20 protein-coding genes and 1 pseudogene are annotated in these 19794 nt (G+C 37.6%); 16 read left to right on the plus strand and 5 right to left on the minus strand.

Going from position 1 to position 19794, the window contains the following annotated elements; genetic code table 11:
* Nucleotides 1-249 precede the first annotated feature (249 nt).
* The 3 genes and pseudogenes from BrL25_RS17195 to BrL25_RS17205 form a co-directional block, all read left to right on the plus strand.
* Nucleotides 250-2004 carry a methyl-accepting chemotaxis protein gene (locus BrL25_RS17195; protein WP_018672183.1) on the plus strand — a complete coding sequence of 585 codons (1755 nt, stop codon included), beginning with the start codon at nt 250-252 and terminating at the stop codon, nt 2002-2004.
* A 326-nt stretch (nt 2005-2330) separates the two neighbouring features.
* Nucleotides 2331-3683, plus strand: coding sequence for a sodium-dependent transporter (locus tag BrL25_RS17200; RefSeq protein ID WP_018672182.1), 1353 nt, complete (start codon nt 2331-2333; stop codon nt 3681-3683).
* A 239-nt stretch (nt 3684-3922) separates the two neighbouring features.
* Nucleotides 3923-4276: pseudogene (locus tag BrL25_RS17205) on the plus strand (sigma-70 family RNA polymerase sigma factor); the annotation flags it as partial.
* 253 nt (nt 4277-4529) lie between these two features.
* Here the strand turns inward: BrL25_RS17205 and BrL25_RS17210 are convergent.
* Both BrL25_RS17210 and BrL25_RS17215 read right to left on the minus strand, forming a co-directional pair.
* Nucleotides 4530-4871 carry a zinc ribbon domain-containing protein YjdM gene (locus BrL25_RS17210; protein ID WP_018672180.1) on the minus strand — a complete coding sequence of 114 codons (342 nt, stop codon included), beginning with the start codon at nt 4869-4871 and terminating at the stop codon, nt 4530-4532.
* Nucleotides 4872-5485: 614 nt separating this feature from the next.
* Nucleotides 5486-5788, minus strand: coding sequence for an N-acetyltransferase (locus tag BrL25_RS17215; RefSeq protein WP_018672179.1), 303 nt, complete (start codon nt 5786-5788; stop codon nt 5486-5488).
* Nucleotides 5789-5916: 128 nt separating this feature from the next.
* Between BrL25_RS17215 and BrL25_RS25755 the strand changes: the two genes are divergently transcribed.
* From BrL25_RS25755 to tnpB, 4 genes are all read left to right on the plus strand, one after another.
* Nucleotides 5917-6114 carry a hypothetical protein gene (locus BrL25_RS25755; RefSeq protein ID WP_236847790.1) on the plus strand — a complete coding sequence of 66 codons (198 nt, stop codon included), beginning with the start codon at nt 5917-5919 and terminating at the stop codon, nt 6112-6114.
* Nucleotides 6068-7519, plus strand: a complete 1452-nt coding sequence (locus tag BrL25_RS17220; protein WP_236847791.1) for a recombinase family protein — start codon at nt 6068-6070, stop codon at nt 7517-7519. The genes BrL25_RS25755 and BrL25_RS17220 overlap by 47 nt, the downstream gene beginning before the upstream one ends.
* A 332-nt stretch (nt 7520-7851) precedes the next feature.
* Entirely contained in the window at nt 7852-8256 is a 405-nt protein-coding gene (gene tnpA, locus BrL25_RS17230) for an IS200/IS605 family transposase (RefSeq protein WP_157775854.1), read from the plus strand.
* A 2-nt stretch (nt 8257-8258) separates the two neighbouring features.
* Entirely contained in the window at nt 8259-9344 is a 1086-nt protein-coding gene (tnpB, locus tag BrL25_RS17235) for an IS200/IS605 family element RNA-guided endonuclease TnpB (RefSeq protein WP_099327272.1), read from the plus strand.
* Between the two features lie 96 nt (nt 9345-9440).
* Here tnpB and BrL25_RS17240 read toward each other — a convergent pair whose 3' ends face one another.
* A complete protein-coding gene (locus tag BrL25_RS17240) occupies nt 9441-10988 on the minus strand; it encodes a recombinase family protein (protein ID WP_018672987.1) in 1548 nt (515 codons plus the stop codon).
* Nucleotides 10989-11146: 158 nt separating this feature from the next.
* Between BrL25_RS17240 and BrL25_RS26550 the strand changes: the two genes are divergently transcribed.
* The 7 genes from BrL25_RS26550 (at nt 11147) to BrL25_RS26190 (ending at nt 14665) form a co-directional block, all read left to right on the plus strand.
* Nucleotides 11147-11212 carry a hypothetical protein gene (locus BrL25_RS26550; RefSeq protein ID WP_412679213.1) on the plus strand — a complete coding sequence of 22 codons (66 nt, stop codon included), beginning with the start codon at nt 11147-11149 and terminating at the stop codon, nt 11210-11212.
* A gap of 494 nt (nt 11213-11706) precedes the next feature.
* Nucleotides 11707-12288 (plus strand): hypothetical protein, encoded by a 582-nt coding sequence (locus tag BrL25_RS17250; RefSeq protein WP_018672986.1) that lies wholly within the window; start codon nt 11707-11709, stop codon nt 12286-12288.
* A gap of 81 nt (nt 12289-12369) precedes the next feature.
* The gene (locus BrL25_RS25245; RefSeq protein WP_018672985.1) at nt 12370-12528 is read left to right on the plus strand and encodes a hypothetical protein; all 159 of its coding nucleotides are present in this window, start codon (nt 12370-12372) and stop codon (nt 12526-12528) included.
* A gap of 320 nt (nt 12529-12848) precedes the next feature.
* Nucleotides 12849-13058, plus strand: coding sequence for a hypothetical protein (locus BrL25_RS25760; RefSeq protein ID WP_018672984.1), 210 nt, complete (start codon nt 12849-12851; stop codon nt 13056-13058).
* A gap of 45 nt (nt 13059-13103) precedes the next feature.
* A complete protein-coding gene (locus BrL25_RS25765; RefSeq protein ID WP_018672983.1) occupies nt 13104-13382 on the plus strand; it encodes a hypothetical protein in 279 nt (92 codons plus the stop codon).
* 211 nt (nt 13383-13593) lie between these two features.
* On the plus strand, nt 13594-14289 hold the full coding sequence (locus tag BrL25_RS17260; protein ID WP_018672982.1) for a YukJ family protein: 696 nt from the start codon (nt 13594-13596) through the stop codon (nt 14287-14289).
* A 253-nt stretch (nt 14290-14542) separates the two neighbouring features.
* The gene (locus tag BrL25_RS26190; RefSeq protein ID WP_018672981.1) at nt 14543-14665 is read left to right on the plus strand and encodes a CD1375 family protein; all 123 of its coding nucleotides are present in this window, start codon (nt 14543-14545) and stop codon (nt 14663-14665) included.
* A 337-nt stretch (nt 14666-15002) separates the two neighbouring features.
* Here BrL25_RS26190 and BrL25_RS17270 read toward each other — a convergent pair whose 3' ends face one another.
* A complete protein-coding gene (locus tag BrL25_RS17270) occupies nt 15003-15674 on the minus strand; it encodes a cupin domain-containing protein (RefSeq protein WP_018672979.1) in 672 nt (223 codons plus the stop codon).
* Nucleotides 15675-16052: 378 nt separating this feature from the next.
* On the opposite strand from BrL25_RS17270, the gene BrL25_RS17280 reads away from it, so the two are divergent.
* A complete protein-coding gene (locus BrL25_RS17280) occupies nt 16053-16676 on the plus strand; it encodes a glycoside hydrolase family 73 protein (RefSeq protein ID WP_018672977.1) in 624 nt (207 codons plus the stop codon).
* A 770-nt stretch (nt 16677-17446) separates the two neighbouring features.
* Entirely contained in the window at nt 17447-17899 is a 453-nt protein-coding gene (locus tag BrL25_RS17285) for a GNAT family N-acetyltransferase (protein WP_018672976.1), read from the plus strand.
* Between the two features lie 507 nt (nt 17900-18406).
* On the opposite strand, the gene BrL25_RS17290 is transcribed toward BrL25_RS17285, so the two are convergent.
* A complete protein-coding gene (locus BrL25_RS17290; protein ID WP_018672975.1) occupies nt 18407-19786 on the minus strand; it encodes a dipeptidase in 1380 nt (459 codons plus the stop codon).
* Nucleotides 19787-19794: the final 8 nt, after the last annotated feature.

A 19794-nucleotide genomic window follows, 5' to 3' on the forward strand; every position in this document is an offset into this window, starting at 1 on the left:
AGTGTTAACTATCTTGCCAGTATATGTGAGAAGATGGGAGGACGTGTATTGGTCAAGTGACTATAGCTGAAAAACAAAAAAAGAGAAGAATAACAGGAAAAAATACACTGTTCTTTTATGTGAAAAGGTATAATCCCGTTTTTTTTACAGTTAGTAAGTAATTAGGCCTAAATTTTTTGGTGTATATTGACGATATAGATAATGCATAAGTCTGTTCAAATCACTGAAAACTGTGGGGGGCGATACCATTTGAATCACAGAAGCCTTTCGTTTCGTGCGATAGCTTTCATCTCCGTCATCATTCTTTTATTTGCCTCGGTTTCAATTGTCTTGTCGTACGATCGTCAGAAACAGATGTTTATTCAAGTAATTGCAGCGATTTCAAAAACAGTCGATACCCAGCTTGAGACATTATCTTCAGAAATAGATGCTGTTAAACGTCTGCTTGCTGACGATTCAAACACCTATTCGGGTTACACCAACGTCTTTATAAGTCTGTCCAATAAGTTGGATAATTCACTAAAAGCGGAATATATAACAGATGGATATCTATTTGCTCCAGACCTTATTGAAACAGATCAAAAGAGTCAGCTTAAAGTTATTTTAGCAAGTGATAAGCTTGTAGAGGCGGGCGTTAAGCCTAATACTGTTATCGACCTAAATCCATCACAGCTTATTGCGTATCAAACAGCATTGGACAAGGGAGAAAGTATTTCAAAAACCTTTATTACTGAAGACAGAGAGATTTTAACGGTATTTACCACAATTAAGAATCGTTCCGATCAAGTTTCAGCTGTACTAGCCATTAACTTTGATTATGATCTGATGCAAAAAGATCTTTTGCAAAGCTTACAATTTCCTGTATTGATAAGTTTATGTATGGGCGGTCTTTTACTTGGTGGTAGTATCTATGCCATTCGGCACACATTGAAACGCATTAAAGCTGTATCTGACCTATCTTTACAGACTGCACAAGGAGATCTCACTGTTCGTGTACCAGTAACTTCTAAGGATGAGATAGGGGTATTAGCAGAGAACTTTAATACGATGTTATGTAGCATTGAAGAGGTTGTGAAGGGGATTGATCGAACAACAGCAAGTATGGTTGATTCTTCAGAAAATCTCTTTGTCCACGCTGAACAGACAACGCAAGCCACGACGCAAATTTCTGCAGACATTCAACAGGTAGCAGCGGGTTCAGAAACCCAGATGCAAGGGGCTCTGGAAAGTGTACGTTCAATGGAAGAAATGGCAACAGGAATTCAGCGTATTGCGGAATCTGCTTCTCAAGTAGCAGAGGTAGCTGGAGAAGCAACAAAAGAAGCTGAGCAAGGGAATATAGTGATTCAAAATACGATCGGACAAATCAGAGCGTTAAGTCAGACCGTAAATGAAGCTGTAGTGGTTATTAATATTTTAAATGAAGTTTCTACTGAAATTGGACATATTACGGGTGCTATTACTACGATCTCTAATCAAACCAATCTACTTGCATTAAATGCAGCGATTGAAGCGGCACGTGCAGGTGAAAATGGAAAAGGCTTTGCTGTCGTAGCCAATGAAGTGCGTAAACTAGCTGAGCAATCAAAAGAATCATCGGATCAAATTAGATTGCTGGTACAAGGTATTCAGGAAGGTACGCAACAAGCAATGGATTCCATGACGAAAGGAGAAAGAGAAGTAGTAGAAACGGTGGGAGCTGTTGAACAGGCCGGACAAGCTTTTGAAAGAATTGTTTCTTCCATTCAAAACATTACGGGCCAAATTGAAGAAGTGTCCGCTTCCTCTGAAGAGATGTCAGCTAGTACAGAGGAGGTCACGGCAACCATCGAGCAGTTATCACAAATTGCTCAGGGAGCTACGCAATATACACAAAATGTGGCATCTTCCTCTCAGCAACAATTAGCTGCCATTGAAGAGGTTGCTACTTCTGCAAGTGAAGTGAATCGAACCGCAAAAGATTTACAGACAGCAGTTGAACATTTTAAAGTGAGAAAAGGATAGGAACAGTCAGAAGGATATAGCCTATTATACTTTTACAAATAGGGAAGAATTCTAAACAGGAAAAGACTAGAGGATTTTAGATAACTAATCATAGTAGTCAGATAGGTAAATATGGTTTGGAAATCATGAGGAAGACGACAGACGACAGAGAAGTATCCTGTCGTCTTTTTTTTACAAATAATAATTATGATCTCCTTTTCAAAAACGAAAGTATACTCGTAAAGTACTTTGGATTTGGAAGAAAATCAGGTATAATATAAAGTTTAGGGGGATTTTAGAGAGGTCCCAAAGAATGTAGCAGAGAAAAGTCAGGAGCGGAGTATAGTATGAGTCATCAGTCGGAACAATGGACATCGCGAATTGGATTTATTTTAGCAGCAGCAGGATCGGCTATCGGATTAGGAGCAATTTGGAAATTTCCATATGTAGCAGGAACAAGTGGGGGAGGAATCTTCTTTTTACTATTTCTCTTCTTTACTCTACTGATTGGTTTACCACTGTTACTTTGTGAATTTGTTATTGGTCGTAGTACAGGCAAGGAAGCGGTGTCTGCTTATCGGGAATTAGCTCCAGGAACGAAATGGTACTTCTTAGGTATCATGGGTGTCATCACCTGCTTTTTATTATTCTCCTTTTATAGTGTAGTAGGTGGCTGGATATTACTTTATTTGGGTATGGCGGTGACTGGAAATCTAAGCCATCCAAATATGAATTACGAGCAGTTATTTGGGCAAGTCATTTCAGAGCCTTATATAGCGTTGATCGCCCAATTTATTTTTATCGTATTAACTATCATCATCATTGCTCGTGGCGTCCAAAATGGTATTGAAAAAGCCAATAAATATATGTTTCCTGCTTTATTTGTTTTGTTTATCGTACTTATGGGGCGAGCTTTAACGTTACCTGGCGCATGGGAAGGAATCGTTTTCTTTTTAAAACCAGATGTGAGCAAAATTGAATCCTCCACCATTTTGGCTGCGATGGGACAATCATTTTTTGCACTAAGTCTTGGGGCATCTGCCATGGCTACCTATACGTCCTATCTGGATAAATCGGTAAGCTTGACACGATCAGCGGTTTCGATCGTAAGTTTGAATTTGCTCATATCTTTGCTGGCAGGGTTAGCGATTTTTCCAGCTGTATTCGCACTTGGATTTACACCAACACAAGGACCGGGATTACTTTTTCATGTGTTACCTGCTGTATTTAGCCAAATACCTTTAGGGGGATTCTTTCTAGCTTGTTTTTTGGCACTCTTCTTTTTTGCCACAATTACATCTGCTTTTTCTCTTTTAGAGATTACTGTAGCTTCGCTTACGCGAAAAGATCCAAGCAAACGTCGACGTTATTCTTGGATAGCAGGAATGGGAGTCTTTGTGCTAGGAATACCATCCTGTTTGTCATTTGGGATTTGGTCAGATAAACTTATTTTTGGCAAAAGCATTTTCGAGGCAGCAGATTATCTAGTTAGTAATATGTTGTTACCATTAGGAGCCCTGCTTATCTCTCTGTTTGTTTCTATGAAAATGAAACGAGAGCTGTTACAAGCTGAATTCGTTAGAGGTTCCAAGCTGGCAACAAGCTTCTTTGGGATTTGGTTTATACTGGTGAGATATGTGCTACCTTTCTTAATTATTCTTGTGTTCTTAAATACATTAGGAATTGTTAGATTTTCCTAACATATAGATTACATTCGTATTCGCCAGCTTATTAGCTGGTTTTTTTATTGCTAAGTTTACATTCATATAATAAAGATACAGTCGGGTATTTTTTGTTATGAGCGTGCCTTTAGCTTACTATTTTAAGAGCTGTTAATTTTATTTTAGGATTTTATTGGTTTTCGCTCTGTACAGGCACGTATAGGCAATTGCCTACATATGGATAGGGAGAGGAGCAGACTGAAGGGGAGGTGGCAGACTTGTCAAGTGTCTTCGTGGCGCTTTCGCTACTGTTTAAGGAATTGGTTATGTTTGTGGCGTACGTGAAAAACAATGCGTTTCCACAACCGCTGCCTGAGGTAGAAGAAGAGAAGTATCTTAAATTAATGGCAACGGGAGACCCCATCGCTCGAAATAAATTAATTGAGCATAATTTGCGATTGGTGGCGCACATCGTCAAAAAATTCGAAAACACCGGCGAGGACAGCGAGGATTTGATCTCTATTGGTACCATCGGACTAATTAAAGCCATTGAAAGTTACCAGGTGAATAAAGGTACGAAACTTGCTACCTATGCAGCAAGATGCATTGAAAATGATATTCTAATGTCATTAGTCAATTAGGAATGAAGGGTGAGAATAGAACAGTATTACATGCATGGACACTGCTGATCGCGCTAATGTGCTAAAACTGTGTTTACTAAAAAGAAGCAACCGTCTTTGAGCTTCCTAGCTCTTACGGTCACTTCTTTCCAAAATAATGAGCTCTCCTTTGTGGAAGAGGCTATGTATCGGTTGTAGGTGCCAAAAGCACCCACGGCTTTTATAAGGTATGGGGTAACGATTCGGCAATTGTAGTAAACGATCGTTATGCCTTTTTAACAAATTGAGATTTTAATTTCATAGCTCCAAAACCATCAATTTTACAATCAATATCATGATCGCCATCAACCAAGCGTATATTTTTTACTTTTGTACCTATTTTTACGACTGAAGAGCTTCCTGTTACTTTAAGGTCTTTGATTACTGTTACAGTATCTCCATCGTTTAAGACATTTCCATTTGCATCTTTGATAATTCTTTTATCCTCATTATTATCAGATTCTAATTCTAAAGACCACTCGTGAGCACACTCAGGGCAAATAAAAAGACTTCCATCTTGATACGTGTATTCTGAATTACACTTTGGGCAATTTGGCAAATCTAACATTATTCATTTCCTCCATCCGTTTCATGCTAATTGAATATATAAGAATTATGTTCAATTTCCGTTTTACAACTCCGAAGAAATAGTAACGAACTTGAAATTTCACAAAAAATATAGGGAGTTTCTTATATCCTTATATACTGCCATAGTCTTCTCATATTGACAACCTTTCCTTTAATTCCCTCCATAAAAAGCAGTGAATCACCCTTTATGTAACAAATTAATGACCTACCGAAATTACCCTAGTGTTCCATTTGAATCATGAAAAAGGATACCGCCCGTGTAGCATATTGGACGGTATCGGATTAGATCTAACAGAAGAAGCGACGACGACAACAACGACGGCGGCGTCTAAAGCACCCACAGCGACGTCTACGGAAACAACACATGCACTCCACCTCCATCCGTTTATACTCTATACTAAGCAAAAATAGTGAAAAGTGATTGGACGAACCTTCATGGAAATGCGCTTGTTTATGTGATTATGAGAAGTATCGACAGGTAAAAGAGTATAAAAAACCTGCTAGGATTGAAAAGTATTGAAGAAGAGCAAAAAGTTAGAGGGAGTATCCTAATTGAGCTTACAGTCATCTATCCCTCCACTTATATACTAGTGGCTAGTCCAAATTTTTTTCCAAGCTATAAAACACTTTATCCTTGTAAGTTCTTTCATCATAATGTCTATAGCCTAGAGAGGTCCAGAAATGTAATGCTTTTTTGTTAGTAGTATGAACAGCTATTTGAATACACTCCAGGTATCGCTCAAGATGTAGCTTTTGAGCCTCAAGGTGTTCTTCGAAAATATCCTTACTTTCTAATAGCTCTTTATCATGAGCAATGACATTATATTCAATATTAGAATTCATAATCTCTTTTTCTATATCTATTTTCGTTATATCGTTTTTCATTAAAACAAACATAATGATTCTTTCCTTTCTAAATTCTAATATTCAAATATCCGAATGACGAAACCGTTTGCTGGCAAAAAATCATTTTTTCGAAAGCAGACAAGCAGAACCCGCATAACCTCTATGGGGGGGATGCATAGATGCATATCAAATTGATTGAAGGTGAATCTACTATCGAGATACGACTATCCTGCTATGCTTATCTGGAAGAAAAATACAGGAAGGAGAGGTTAGATGGTCGGAGTATATGCGAGGGTGAGTACGGAGGAGCAAGCAAGGAAGGGGTTCAGCTTGAAAGACCAGATAGCCGAATGCCGAAGAAAGGCAAAAACGGATGAAGTTTTAGAATATGTGGACGAAGGAATTTCAGGTGAATTCCTCGATCGGCCTGCATTGATGAAAATGCGTCAGGATGCGCGAACTGGACTCATTAAAAAAATCGTATGCTTAGACCCGGATCGACTTTCGCGTAAACTTATGAACCAACTTATTATTACAGATGAGCTAGATAAGCTCGGTGTGGAATTGGTCTTTGTTAATGGTGAATATGCTAAAACTCCCGAGGGTAATCTGTTTTACAGCATGCGCGGTGCAATCGCGGAATTTGAGAAAGCAAAAATAACAGAACGCATGAGCCGAGGTCGTAGACAAAAAGCTCGGCAGGGTAAAGTATTGCGAGATTTTCAAGTATATGGATACGCCTTTGATAAAGAACATGAACAGATGATTGTCAATGAAAACGAAGCGCAAATTGTGAGATTTATATTCGATTTGTTTACTAAACCGAACGATCTCGTGAAGGGGATTAATGGAATTGCTCATTACCTTACAAAAAAAAACATACCGACGAAACGTGGGGCTGATGTCTGGCATCGGCAAGTAGTGCGACAGATCCTTCAAAATCGAGCGTATATCGGTGAGTTTTATCAAAATCGTTGGAATACGGAGGGAATGCTCGGTAATAAGCATAAGGCTCCAGAGGAACGTGTCCCAATGAGAGAACGCCCGAAAGAGGAATGGATACAAGTCGCCTGCCCAGCGATTATAAAGAAAGAAACGTATGAACACGCACAACGATTAATGAAAGAATCACGGCGTAGATGGGCGAAGGAGAGTAATAATCGGTATCTTTTAAGTGGGTTAGTACGCTGCGGAATTTGCGAGAATACGATGACAGGTAGAAGAGCAAAAAACTGGGGGAAGTCCATACTTGAATATACAGATCTAAAAAACTTTTCAGGTGCGAAAAATTCTGGTTGTGGTAGAAAAATAAAAGCTGAGAATCTGGAGAACGAGGTATGGAGAACAATTATGACCTGGCTGGACCAACCAAATGAAATTGCAGCAGCAAGTGAAGCGGTGCAGGAGGATAGAAGTATTTCATTGGAAGAAGTTGAAATATCTAGAATCGAAACGGAAATCGTAAAGGCTAGGTATGGAAAAAAACGATTGCTTACTTTATTTTCCCAAGACCTGTGTATATCCCAGGAAGAGATTCGACAATCTATTCGTGAGCTGAGGGAAAGAGAAGAGGAATTAACAAAGAAACTAACAGTTCTAAAAGAATCTGTTCAGCATCAGGAAAGAACCAAGTACAGCCAGAGCCAATTTCGAGAAGCGGTCGAATATTATCTGAATAAAAGACGAGAGAAGCTTACCTTTGAAGACAAACAGAAAATTATTCGTCACATCGTTCGTGAAGTAAGGGTATTCGATGACAGCGTAGAAATTTATACATTCTAACCACGCATTACTAATGACTTTGAAATCGAAATCCTGATGCACCTACGTAGTCTGAAGAAAACCAAAAAAGATGTATCTCTGCACGATCCGATTGGAATGGATAAAGAGGGAAATGAAATGACACTTAGACGTTATCCATCTAAGTGTCATTTTTTTATCAACCGTGCCGTAAAACCCCTTGCTTTAGGCTATGGGGATATAAGGCACTTTGCTCTGCATCCTTAGAAGAGGGTGCTAAGAGCAAACAAAAAAGAGTTCTTTTTTCACTGATTGCCGTTAGATATGCTAAATGTATCTAACGACATGTGGTATAATTAGCCATGGTGATGGCTTTGAGTAGATCAGTGGAAAGTAACCACAATATCGTATTTGATTGTAAATACCACGTTGTCTTTTGTCCAAAGTATCGCAAAAAGGTTTTGATTGAACCAGTAGATGTTCGATTAAAGGAATTGTTTCTTGAAAAAGCACAGGAATTGCGTGCTGAAGTGGTTGAGATGGAAATCATGCCCGATCACGTTCATTTGCTCATCACATGCGATCCTCAATTCGGAATCCACCGAATAGTGAAACATTTGAAGGGCTATACATCCAGAGTTTTGCGGATGGAATTTAGACATCTCAAAAGTAGACTCCCCTCACTTTGGACAAACTCTTACTTTGTTGCCACAGTTGGGACTGTTCAACTGGATGTGATTAAACAATACATTGAGTCACAAAAAGAAAGGAGTGATTGAGCATGCACAGAGCTTACAAATTTCGTTTGTATCCAAACAGAGAACAAGCGACACTCATCAACAAAACTATCGGATGCACTCGCTTTGTATTCAATCACTTTCTTGCGAAGCGAAAGGATGCTTACGAACAAGAACAGAAAACACTCAACTACAACGATTGCTCTGCCCTGCTCACACAACTCAAAAAAGAGATAGAGTGGCTGAAAGAAGTAGATTCCACTGCCCTGCAATCCACTTTGAAAGATTTGGATTCTTCGTATAAAAAGTTTTACAAGGAAAAGAAAGGATATCCTAAATTCAAGAGCAAGAAGAATCCAAAGCAATCCTACACATGCAAGATGAACATCAAAGTGGAAGGGGATCGCATCAAACTACCTAAACTTGGATGGGTTACATTTGCGAAGTCAAGAGAAGTCGAAGGACGCATTCTCTCGGCTACAGTTAGAAAAAATCCTTCTGGCAAATACTTTGTATCTGTTTTGTGCGAAACAGAGATTCAGCCCCTATTACAAGCAGAAAAGACTGTTGGAGTTGATCTTGGCATCAAAGACTTTGCCATTCTTTCGACAGGTGAGAAAATAGCCAATCCCAAGGCTCTTCGCTACTACGAAAAGAAGCTTGCTACTTGGCAACAGAAACTGTCCAGACGTAAAAAAGGTGGTCAAAACCGAGAAAAATCACGAAAACAAGTAGCTCGTCTACATGAAAGAATCTCGAACACACGAAACGATTTTCTACATAAACTGTCAACTCAACTGATTCGTGAAAATCAAACGATCTGCTTGGAAGACTTACGTGTGGAAAACATGATCAAGAACCACAAGCTTGCGAAAAGCATTGCAGATGCGTCATGGTCGGCATTCAGAACCATGCTGGAATACAAAGCAGCTTGGTATGGAAGAACAATTTCTGTTGTGGGGAAACAATTTCCGTCTTCGCAGTTGTGTTCTGGTTGTGGATACCAAAATAAAGAGGTAAAGAATCTCAATTTGCGTAATTGGACATGCCCGAACTGCGGCGTACAACATGATCGTGACAAAAACGCTGCCATCAATATCGAGCAAGAAGGACTTCGATTGTTGGCATAACCAACTGAACTGTGGGACACACAGGGATAGCTTGGTAAATTTCACTCCGTTAGGAGTGACTACCCAAGAATCCCCTGCCTTTAGGCATGGGGAGTGTCAATGGGGTAATTTAGGGTGAAGGGTTATTTCAAACTGGTCGTTTCGTTGATACTTTTCCTTCCGATATATCACTTTATCAAGGATTGATTTTATCAGATGATTCTTTTCGGCAGAGTCATCTGTTTTTTCATACAGATCTATTACAGTTTCAACCTTTGGAATTATGTCATGCTGTGCTTGGTCTCTTTGTATTTCCACACGTAATTCTTCTTTTACTTTTATAATAGCTGCTTTTGTTGCATCTATGCGTGTTGCTACGTTTTGTGATCTGTCCTGATATGTTTTTTCGTCATAGATGCCGCGCTCCAAAAAGTCATGTAACTTAGATTTTTGATTTTCTAATTCTTCTATTTCACGTGTCAGGCTTTTTAGTGCAAATTCCTTCAGTTCGATGGAGTTAGTACTTGTTTCAGGCTCTTTATATGCATCCCAGTTCGCTTTGTATTGTTTTAGCCATTTCTTCAAATTTTTTATTATGGCGTTTTCCACATAATCAAAACGACTACTTTTATTTTTGCAAAGCTGGTTATAGCATTTCAAATGTGCCGCATTATCACCATATGGACGGTAAACCATAGATGACCCGCACAGAGCACATTTGATAACACCAGCAAATGGGTTCGTAATACCGTTTACTAATTGATAGGGGACATGGTATTTCTTCTTTAAAATTTCCTGGGCTTTATGAAATAACTCTTCCGAAACCAAAGGCTCATGCTTGCCCTTTGCATCAATCCATTCTTCTGGCGGTCGGAGTTTCTTTTCACTTTTTTTAGTTACATCTGTGGATTTTCTGTAGCTTGTTTTTTTCCATTGTACACGACCTATGTAGACAGCGTTTTTTATAATTACCAGAATTGAAGCAGCCGTCCAAAGTTTTTCTGTATAGGTTCGGTAGCCAAGCTCGTTTAGGTGATTAGCGATATTACTTGTTCCCAGTCGTTGTTGGTAGTCGTCGTGTGCATACCATTCGAAGATCATTTTCACAACAGGTGCTTGCTCAGGATGAGGGATGAGGTATCGTTCTTTCCCCTTCTTTTCAATCAGATATCCATATGGTGGGCGTGTGCCTATATAGTTACCATCTTCAATAGAGCGAATGCGTCCACCTTGTAGCCGACGATTAATGATTTTAAGCTCTTTTCGAGCCATAAACGCTTCAAATTCGCTATATTCTTCGTCCCATTCATCCTCTAGGTCATAGGTTTTTCGGGGGGTAATGATTTTGGTTTTAGATTGACGGAATGTCTCAAGAATCAGTCCTTGCTCTTGCATATTACCACGTCCCAGACGATCCATATCCATCACCAGTACAGCATCGTATTGATGAGCTTCAACTTCTTTTAAAAGCTCTTGCATTTCTGGGCGGTAGAGGAGACTTTCCCCAGAGACGATTTCCTCTCGTATTCTGATGATGTTTAGATTCAAATGCTTTGCAACCTTCAGTAATGCTTTTTTGTGTTTTGCGAGGGTTTCCCCTTCACCTCGGGATTCTGCTTCTAGGTCTGCTCGGGATTTGCGTAGGTATATAGCAACGCGTTCCATACAATACCCCCAAACAAATAATCAGAGAATAGGAAAAATATTCAGGCTATAATGATTAGGTACAATAGAATCGGCTCTCTCAATGGCGATCTTGGCTCATCCCCATGTCACGGTAGCAACTGGGGATGCTCATGTCCGTATACGAAGCACCTATGATAATGTTTGCATTCGGAACATTCAGCATTGCTTTAATTGGACTATTTGTCAAAATGACAAAAAAGTAAGGTCGCCATTGAGCCTGAAAAAGCTTGACGATCTTACTTCGTGACCTGAGCCAGCCTATTGTACAAAACGTAGGTGTTCCCGCACCTGCGGTTTTTTTAATTATATGCAAGCTTAACTCTTATAATACCCATATTATAGGTGTTTATAAATAACGTAATGTGATAAGAGTTAAAAAGTTTTTTATTACTTTATTTCTCTTAGCTATGGTAACTATTAGTCAATTAGACTTTCTAAGGTACATTTTGTCATTTGAGTTATCCGTTTATTACTATAGATATCTCATTCCGGGTATCCAGTCTTAAATAAGTAAGTGATTTACGTAGATACTGGCGACGGTTCCACGAAGCCCTTTTTTTAGATCATGGAGCATTCCCTAACGGTATAATTTTCTTTTATTAAGGAGTGTTTTATAAAATTAGTTAAGTTTGACTCTTGATTACATTATGGTAATATTTAGTGGATATAAAAATTACAAATATTAGAAGGTGATTAGATGTTTGCAAAAAAAGGGGTATATTACTTTTTTTTAGCTTGTTATATGCTTGCATTTTCATTGATATTAATTTCGTGTAACGATAAAAAAAATTCAGTGGTTGTTGATCGTAATAAATTCAACAATATGTATGAGAACATTAAAAATAATTTTAAACCAGAAGGCTATGTTGAAATTACAGGAGATTGGAAAATTTCCACTATGGTTCCAACTCTAGTAGGGGAATCTGACGAACAGCATGATGTGTTTCAAGAAAATAATAAAACCTTAGTTTATAAAAACGAAAAAGAAGGAATTATTATCCAAATGGGATTAACGCCTAGTAATACCGAAGCTTATGAGTGGAAAAACGCAATTAGATATGCACCAAATTTTTATAACTCTCAAAAAGAAGATTATGGGATCTTAGATCATTATAGTGATGTGTATCCCAATACCGAGGTTAATACCTATAATTTCACGGGAAAAGGACTGAATTTAAGCATAGTTTCTATTTCAGACAAAATAAAAGTACCAAATGGAACTGACCTTTCTGGGGATTTCCTCAATTCTTTCATGGAGTTTTTAAGTAAACAACCTTAACTATGGTTTTAGCAATAAGTACCATATAGGGTAGTCCTACCCACTTCACCTCATATAGATAGATCAAGGGGTGATGACCTAATGAAATACGATATGTCAATTCAAGATGGCCAAACAACTGTGTATATCGTAGCTCCCCCTCCAATGACTGAGGAGGAGAAGCAGAAAGTGCTGCGTGATTATCACAATGCAGGATGGGCAATTATCAAATCCCTTCATGCCAAAGGTGTTTCGGTATGATCGCCCACTCTGGGCGTGGTGTACAAGCTTACAAAGGTTTCTCTAGGAATAGCGAGCAGAGGATACACTAGTAAACAGATACGTCTCATTGCCTCTAAGGTTTATTTTAGAAAGTGAATGAAGAACCTACTCTGAAGGATAGGCTTTTTTGTGATGGAAAAGCCACCTATAAGTAGAGGGATAAAAGAGTAGACAATAGGGTAGACAATAGGGTAGCTTATTCATTTGTCTGATTGAGGTAGAAATGAAAGATTTATTGTCACAAAATCTCTTATGCTGGATCAAATAAATGAATAATAAAAGAGAGGATGACATTTCCTATGAAAAAGCAAGCAATAGCAGTAGTAGGTATGATGGCTTTAATGCTATCAGCAACATCTCCATTTTCCACAGTGTTAGCAGAAACAGTGAATAATACGGCGGCTAGTAAGGAAAAACAAACCTTACATATTGATCAGGTGATTGCCGAAATAAACCAAAATAAGCCAATATCAATAAAGTTAAAAAAGATTTGGATTTTCGGATTATAAATAAAAAAGTATACTTCTCCTGGTACGAAAAAGACCGTTCAGGTTGTGGAAGAGTCATTACTCAATCGATCGGTATATCATATTTCTTTAAAAATAGAAAGAGTAGGAAATGAGAAACCTAATGTATCATTTAAAGACTGGTGGATTGATAAAGAAACAGGTTTCGAGCTAAAGTCAACTGGTAACTGGAACAATAACAAACAAACCAATGAGTATATAGTAACCAAAGTCGATTTCAACCCTACATTTAGTGAAAAAGATTTTACGGTTGATTTACCAACAGGGGTTACATTAATAAATAGTAGTAACGTGAAAAAGAAATAATAGATTGGACAAAAGCACCCACGTTGGTGCTTTTTTCTTTGATCAACAAGGAAAGATAGGTACGTGGATATTAGACTACTAACAAATAAATAATAAACAGCCTACTTAATCTATCGAGTAGCCTGTTTTAAGTGGAATGTTTATGAATAAAATAGTTTTATTATCAAATAATTACTTATGTAATATCGAACCTATAGAGGAGATGAATAATATGCCTTTGGATCATGGTTATGGTGTTCTGAAGTGTAAAGCTGTTGAAAATGTTGAGTCTCAGTTAGGTAAAAGGAAAGGGCACATTGAGGTTCTTGTTAATGATGAGGAAGGAACAAAATATCGACTTGCAATTAATATTAAATCAAAAAAGAGACCATCAGAAGTGTTGTATTATGTAGGTGAAGATTTTAAATCACATGAAATTACTAAACTTCCTAATTTGAGATTTGGTTATACACCTATCACACAGGATAATCGTGATGATATTGCACTTGACTATATTAGAGGAAATATACTAATTTCAAAAAATATGATTCCCCTTAGTGCAGTAGAACCAGGTCCAGATAATGATCTGTTTGAAAAAGTTGATCACTATTTCTCGGAGGCAAAAAGGAAGCAGACAATTATTTATGTTTATGGAGAACGATTTGGTCCTGAAAACGAAGAGGATGAATACTTCCATTTCAGACCAGGGAATGGGATGCATAACATTCATATGAATCAAGGAAGTGTTGGCGAGTTTTCTCAAGAGAATGGTATTTGGCAAGATGGGGGAGTATTAATTCATTTTGAAGAAGAAAATAGATGGATTGCTATTTTCTTGGCTTTTCAATCGCAGTCCTGGTGCACAGATGAAGAAGGAAGTGCAGTTAAACCAGTAGAAGAATGTAATCATACTAATAGTGGTACTTAAGGTAAGAAGGATTTAGCTGGTTTGGACGTCGTAAAGTCTACTGATTTGGAAAAACTGCGTGTTGCAAGTTGGAGAAAGAAAAAATTTCGAGGCCAGGTCGACCAGCTTGAATAAGAAAAGCGGGATATAATACTCAAAGTCACAGACATGTACAAAAAAACTTGAAGTTTGACAAAGGAATACAGATACCAAGATTGCCGTAACAGATCTTATATGAACAATTTTTACAATTACAATCAAGAGGTAATGCGTGATGGATTCAAAGGTTCAGATTTACTGCTCCTTAATCAAATCCGGTGATAAAACAATGGAGCAGGTGTCTAAGCAAATTAGAGATAAAGTTGAAAGTCAATTGAACGCCAATGAAGCTGATTAAAAGAGCTTTAGAGGCGTTTTTCTTTTGTCTGTTAGTCCTTAGGAAAGGGTGTGAATCAACAATCATGGCTATTACGACTATTTATATATATTTGATCTTGGAAAGTGACAAAACCTATACTCAGGTACCAAGTAAAATACAACCTGGAGTAAAGCGACAACGTACTGTACTGGATCTGAAGAATAACCAAGTAGCGCCTTTTCCAATAGGAGAGGTGTTTTTTCATGGTAGGCTACGGTTCCCTATTAAAAAGAGAAGTGATAATAGGAATAGCCCTTAGTGACCTCCCAACGGAAATTAATAAGGACTTAATTGTTCATGAAGCTGTTGAAACTTTTTATAATGTTTCTTTGGGAGGAAGCTCTGTGATATATGACTGTTGTTGTCCATAGTCTGCATAATAACCTTGATAAGGATAAGCATAGGTGGGATTTTGGTATTGTTGTTGTTGCATTTTTCCTTGAGCCTGACGTAAGTTACAGTTTTTAGGGGGGCCGATTACAACAGTACTTTGAATTGGTGCAAGTGTATCTTTGACTTTAGCTTCGTTAAGACAATAGGTGTGGGCAAGTATACTTGGCGGGGTCAATCTTAAAATGTCAGATCCAAAAATTGTTTCTGGAATAGGGGCATCAAAGATAGCTAGTAAATGAGTATTATCCACAGTTGCTATTTCATAATGCCACCATCCCTGAGGTACGTTAGCTACTTGACCAGGTGTAATGGAAAAGTTTAGGAGTTCATTTGTGAATGGATTAATTAAGGACACCACAGCAGAACCAGAAATGCAATAGACAAGCTCTGAAGCATTTTGATGGTAGTGTGGTTCAACAATATTGCTGATACTAAGAAAGATGTCCAGTAAAGAGGCATTTCCTAATGTATTTAATTGCATGATAGATAGCTCATTGATGTAGTTTCGGGAATCTTTTCTGAATATAGGATTGTTGTTCAAGTCATAGGTAAATTGAGTCGATGGTGAGGTATAGTCCATATAAGAAATAGCCATGTAAAAACCTACCTTCTTTTTGAAATAAATAAACCTACGGTAAGATATGCTTTCGCCTATTTAAAGGTGATGTTCAAAAAGATTTTGGTTATTCCTATTTTCTTCATTAAAATTGCAGAGCTACGAGATTGGTTTAGTGTTTGCGGAAGTGATTGCTAGTAATGGTGTCAGGGGCATGGCTGAAACCGCGGAATTGGTACCCGATGATTACATTCCTCTCGCTATTGTTGTGATGGGAGTAACTTATAATACAATCAACGCTTTACTGTATGGGGAGATATACTTGAAAGCTACAAGATTGCTTATATTGGGGCAACGGCTGCTATTGGGGATTTATTCAGGGGTAAAAAATTAGTTTCAGAAGGGAGATGTGGAGTAATGAAACCACAAGATTTTATAGATAAGATTGCACCTAGTGCAGTAGCTGACATGAAGAAAACAAGGATACCTGCTTCCCTTACCATCGCTCAAGCAATCCTTGAATCGGCTTGGGGAGAGAGTGAACTAACTAAGCAAGGGAATAACTTGTTTGGTATAAAAGGAATAGGTCCAGCAGGCGTCTGTGCCATGCCTACAAAGGAGAATTATAACGGTCAATGGACAACCATCACAGCTAATTTCCGAGCTTACAACAACTGGGGAGAGTCTATTGCAGATCATTCTAAACTAATACGTAACGGTACGAGGGACAAGCCTACACGGTATCATGGCGTGTTAGGTGCTGACTATAAGACTGCTTGCCATGCAATCCACAAAGGAGGATATGCCACTGATCCAGGTTATCCAGGTAAGCTTATTGGTTTGATTGAGAAATATGATCTAACTAAATATGACGAGGAGGAATTAATAGTGAAACCAGAAATAGCAAACGAAATTATTAGCCATTTACAAGGGCAATGGGCTTTTTACAATCAGATGGGGATGAAGGATAAGGCTATTAGGATTGGGCAATTGGCAGATGAGCTTAGGGTTGCTAGTGGTCAAGTCGTACAGAATAAATAAGTAACCATAACCTTAAAAATAGAGGAGATAACAAAACCCTTGAGTTTTTTCTAATCAGGCAATTCAGAGTAAAGATTTTATTGGCTAAGATAAGTTTTTATTGCTTTATAAACCATGTGAATGGTTATAGCCAACAATATCACTGCTATTCCTCTTGCTTTTTTATTTCCCCACACCTTAAATAAAGCATATATACATGAGGCTAGTATAAGTAAGCAGATAATAATATCTAACATAGTTAATCCTTAGTATGGTGTAATTTTATTTTTTAGTAGGTCATACGCATCATTAAGAGCTCTTTACCGCTAGGCTCTTCTAATAAATCGTTAACTTTAGGAAAAGCTTATCGAATTTTTTTCATTATAAACTAAATTACTTGCCGAAAAAACGCTACAAATTAGCGCAAAAACCATCATTAAACTTGTTATTTTTTTAGTATAATAGTCCTCCTAGTTCATTTGGAAAACACTTGCAAACAAATGCTTGATTTAGAAAAAAATCCAATTAACAGTATAACAATAGACTACTTGTCGGTTTTTTTCTAGACTTTTCCATCAAATTGTCATCATACATTTTTGCTTTTGTATTCTTGTCGTTATTTTTCGTTGCATAATCTTCTTATAATCAAAAAATAGGAACACATATTCTTGTTTAAGAGGATGTTTTGATGGCTAGCAAAATTCTTGATTCACTTGTAACGAAATCTATGTAAAATATTTTTTAGAAGCAATTTTTGATAATATATAAAATTTTCGGAAATAGGTGAAGAAATGAATATTAGAATGATACATGAATCTGAGGATTTACCGATGGATTTACTGTTGTTAGCAGATCCATCTGAGATGCTTGTGATGGAATACGTATCGAGAGGTCAATGCTATGTTATGGAACAAGATGGACGAGTTATAGGTACTTATGTGCTTATTCCTACTCGTCCAGAAACAGTAGAACTGGTAAATGTAGCAGTTGAAGAAGAACAGCATGGAAAAGGATATGGAAAACAACTTGTACGACATGCCATTGAAAGTGCAAAACAGAATAAATATAAAACAATTGAAATTGGAACTGGTAATTCAAGCGTTGTTCAATTAGCGCTTTATCAAAAATGTGGTTTTAGAATGACTCATATTGATAGAGATTTTTTTATAAGACATTATGACGAACCGATTTTTGAAAATGGCATACAGTGTGTAGATATGGTGCGTCTATCACAAGATTTATAGGAGTTTTTAACTCTTAAAAGTATCACTTCTAAGGTAGGCTGAGATAAACGCCAATTGTTTGGGAAGAATCATACGTAAACTTATAGGGGGCGATTCCTTACGATGTGGGGATCGTTCTTTTTTTTACGGCTAGAGGGGAAGGTTAGCAGCAGATAGAAGGCTTATGTTTTCAAGTATTATTAGGTCTGGAAAAAACAGAATGTCTTGAAGAGGATAATATGAAACAGAAACCAATAATAATATCCATTGCTGAAAAAACAAAAATTGATTTAGCATTCATTTATCTTACATAGACCTTACATTTCGGGGACGGATGTAAAATAAGGAAAGGAAAACAATTGAAAGTGTATGGTTATGAAGACAATGCGAATATCATTGGTTACAAGGTAAAGAGCCGAACTTTCCCAAATGAAGGATTCGGCTCTTATGTATGTAGCTACGTATATTGAATCATTACTGCATTTTTTTGGGGAGGAAGGTGGAGAGTCAACCTGAGCATGTCATAGATTAGTCCCCGATGTCATTGCCTAATTGTAGGTAGTAATGGCAAAGTGCTAGAATACCATCCTCAAATCTCTGTAGGGACAAGTTTTCATTTGCTGAATGGACATTAGCAGACGAATGACTAAATCCAACTAGGATAATAGGTATTTGAAATTGATTGTGCAGCATTTCTACCGCTGGAATTGATCCTCCCGCACGAATAAACTGTACAGGTTTTTGAAATACATATTCTAATGATTGAGCGGCTTGTAAGATCAAAGGGTGGTCGGGTGAGATAAAGTAAGGATTCGAATGACTATCCCAGTAGATTTCTATATTTACTCCAGGCGGGGTGTTAGCCTCAATATGTTTTTGGATGCATGCTTTTAAATCATGAGGATTCTGATTGGGGACTATGCGACAAGTTATTTTTGCTGTTGCTTTTGCTGGAATAATTGTTTTTATGCCTTCTCCTTGATAGCCTCCACTAATTCCGTTGACTTCTAGAGTGGGTCTTACCCATACTCTTTCTAAAGGTGTAAATCCTTCTTCACCAAATAAATTTGATACATGAAGGTCTGCTTTGAGTTGTTCAGATGAAAAAGGAAGGGATTGAAAATTTCTCCGCTCCTCTTTAGAAAGTTCCACTATATGATCATAGAAGCCTTCGATTGTAATAAAGCCTGTTTCATCTCTCATAGAGCCTAATAGCTGAGTTATAGCATGAATAGGATTCTGTACAGTTCCTCCATAAATACTACCAGAATGTAAATCTCTGTTTGGACCTTGCACACTTAGTTCAAAACCTAGTATGCCTCTTAGACCGTAGCAAATTGCTGGAACTTGCTCTTCTAACATAGCAGTATCTGAGATGACAATTAGATCAGCTACCAATAATTCAGAATAATCTTGAAGAATTTCCGGCATAGTAGTACTCCCAATCTCTTCTTCACCCTCAATTAAAAGTTTTACATTAATAGGTAATGTTTGGTTAGTACGGAAAAGTGCTTCTAATGCTTTTAGTTGCATAAATAGCTGTCCTTTATTATCTGTAGCTCCTCTGCCATAAAGATAATTATCTCTTATTTCCGGTTGAAAAGGATGGGAGTGCCATTCTTCTAAGGGATCAACCGGTTGAACATCGTAATGTCCATAAATGAGTACAATAGGCTTTCCTTTTGCATGAAGCCAATCAGCATAAACTGTTGGATGACCATTCTTTTGTAATAACTGTACATTTTCAAACCCAATTTGGCATAGATGCTGGGTTAAATGTTGAGCGCAAGAATGAACCTCTTCTTCATATGACCCAGTGGTACTTATACTTGGTATTTGGATACATTTGATTAAATCATCTAGCATCTCAATTTTATGCTTATCTAAAATTGCTTTTAGTTGTTTCAAATTTTAAC

Origin of the sequence: Brevibacillus laterosporus DSM 25, from assembly GCF_002706795.1 — a bacterium.
Classification (GTDB): Bacteria; Bacillota; Bacilli; order Brevibacillales; family Brevibacillaceae; genus Brevibacillus_B; species Brevibacillus_B laterosporus.

Excerpts from the sequence above, each read along its gene's own strand:
- BrL25_RS17200 (WP_018672182.1), top strand. The coding sequence starts at position 2,331 with ATGAGTCATCAGTCGGAACAATGGACATCGCGAATTGGATTTATTTTA.
- BrL25_RS17210 (WP_018672180.1), bottom strand. The coding sequence starts at position 4,871 with ATGTTAGATTTGCCAAATTGCCCAAAGTGTAATTCAGAATACACGTAT.
- BrL25_RS17215 (WP_018672179.1), bottom strand. The coding sequence starts at position 5,788 with ATGTTTGTTTTAATGAAAAACGATATAACGAAAATAGATATAGAAAAA.
- BrL25_RS25755 (WP_236847790.1), top strand. The coding sequence starts at position 5,917 with ATGCATATCAAATTGATTGAAGGTGAATCTACTATCGAGATACGACTA.
- tnpB (WP_099327272.1), top strand. The coding sequence starts at position 8,259 with ATGCACAGAGCTTACAAATTTCGTTTGTATCCAAACAGAGAACAAGCG.
- BrL25_RS17240 (WP_018672987.1), bottom strand. The coding sequence starts at position 10,988 with ATGGAACGCGTTGCTATATACCTACGCAAATCCCGAGCAGACCTAGAA.
- BrL25_RS17250 (WP_018672986.1), top strand. The coding sequence starts at position 11,707 with ATGTTTGCAAAAAAAGGGGTATATTACTTTTTTTTAGCTTGTTATATG.
- BrL25_RS25245 (WP_018672985.1), top strand. The coding sequence starts at position 12,370 with ATGAAATACGATATGTCAATTCAAGATGGCCAAACAACTGTGTATATC.
- BrL25_RS25760 (WP_018672984.1), top strand. The coding sequence starts at position 12,849 with ATGAAAAAGCAAGCAATAGCAGTAGTAGGTATGATGGCTTTAATGCTA.
- BrL25_RS17260 (WP_018672982.1), top strand. The coding sequence starts at position 13,594 with ATGCCTTTGGATCATGGTTATGGTGTTCTGAAGTGTAAAGCTGTTGAA.
- BrL25_RS26190 (WP_018672981.1), top strand. The coding sequence starts at position 14,543 with ATGGATTCAAAGGTTCAGATTTACTGCTCCTTAATCAAATCCGGTGAT.
- BrL25_RS17270 (WP_018672979.1), bottom strand. The coding sequence starts at position 15,674 with ATGGCTATTTCTTATATGGACTATACCTCACCATCGACTCAATTTACC.
- BrL25_RS17280 (WP_018672977.1), top strand. The coding sequence starts at position 16,053 with ATGAAACCACAAGATTTTATAGATAAGATTGCACCTAGTGCAGTAGCT.
- BrL25_RS17285 (WP_018672976.1), top strand. The coding sequence starts at position 17,447 with ATGAATATTAGAATGATACATGAATCTGAGGATTTACCGATGGATTTA.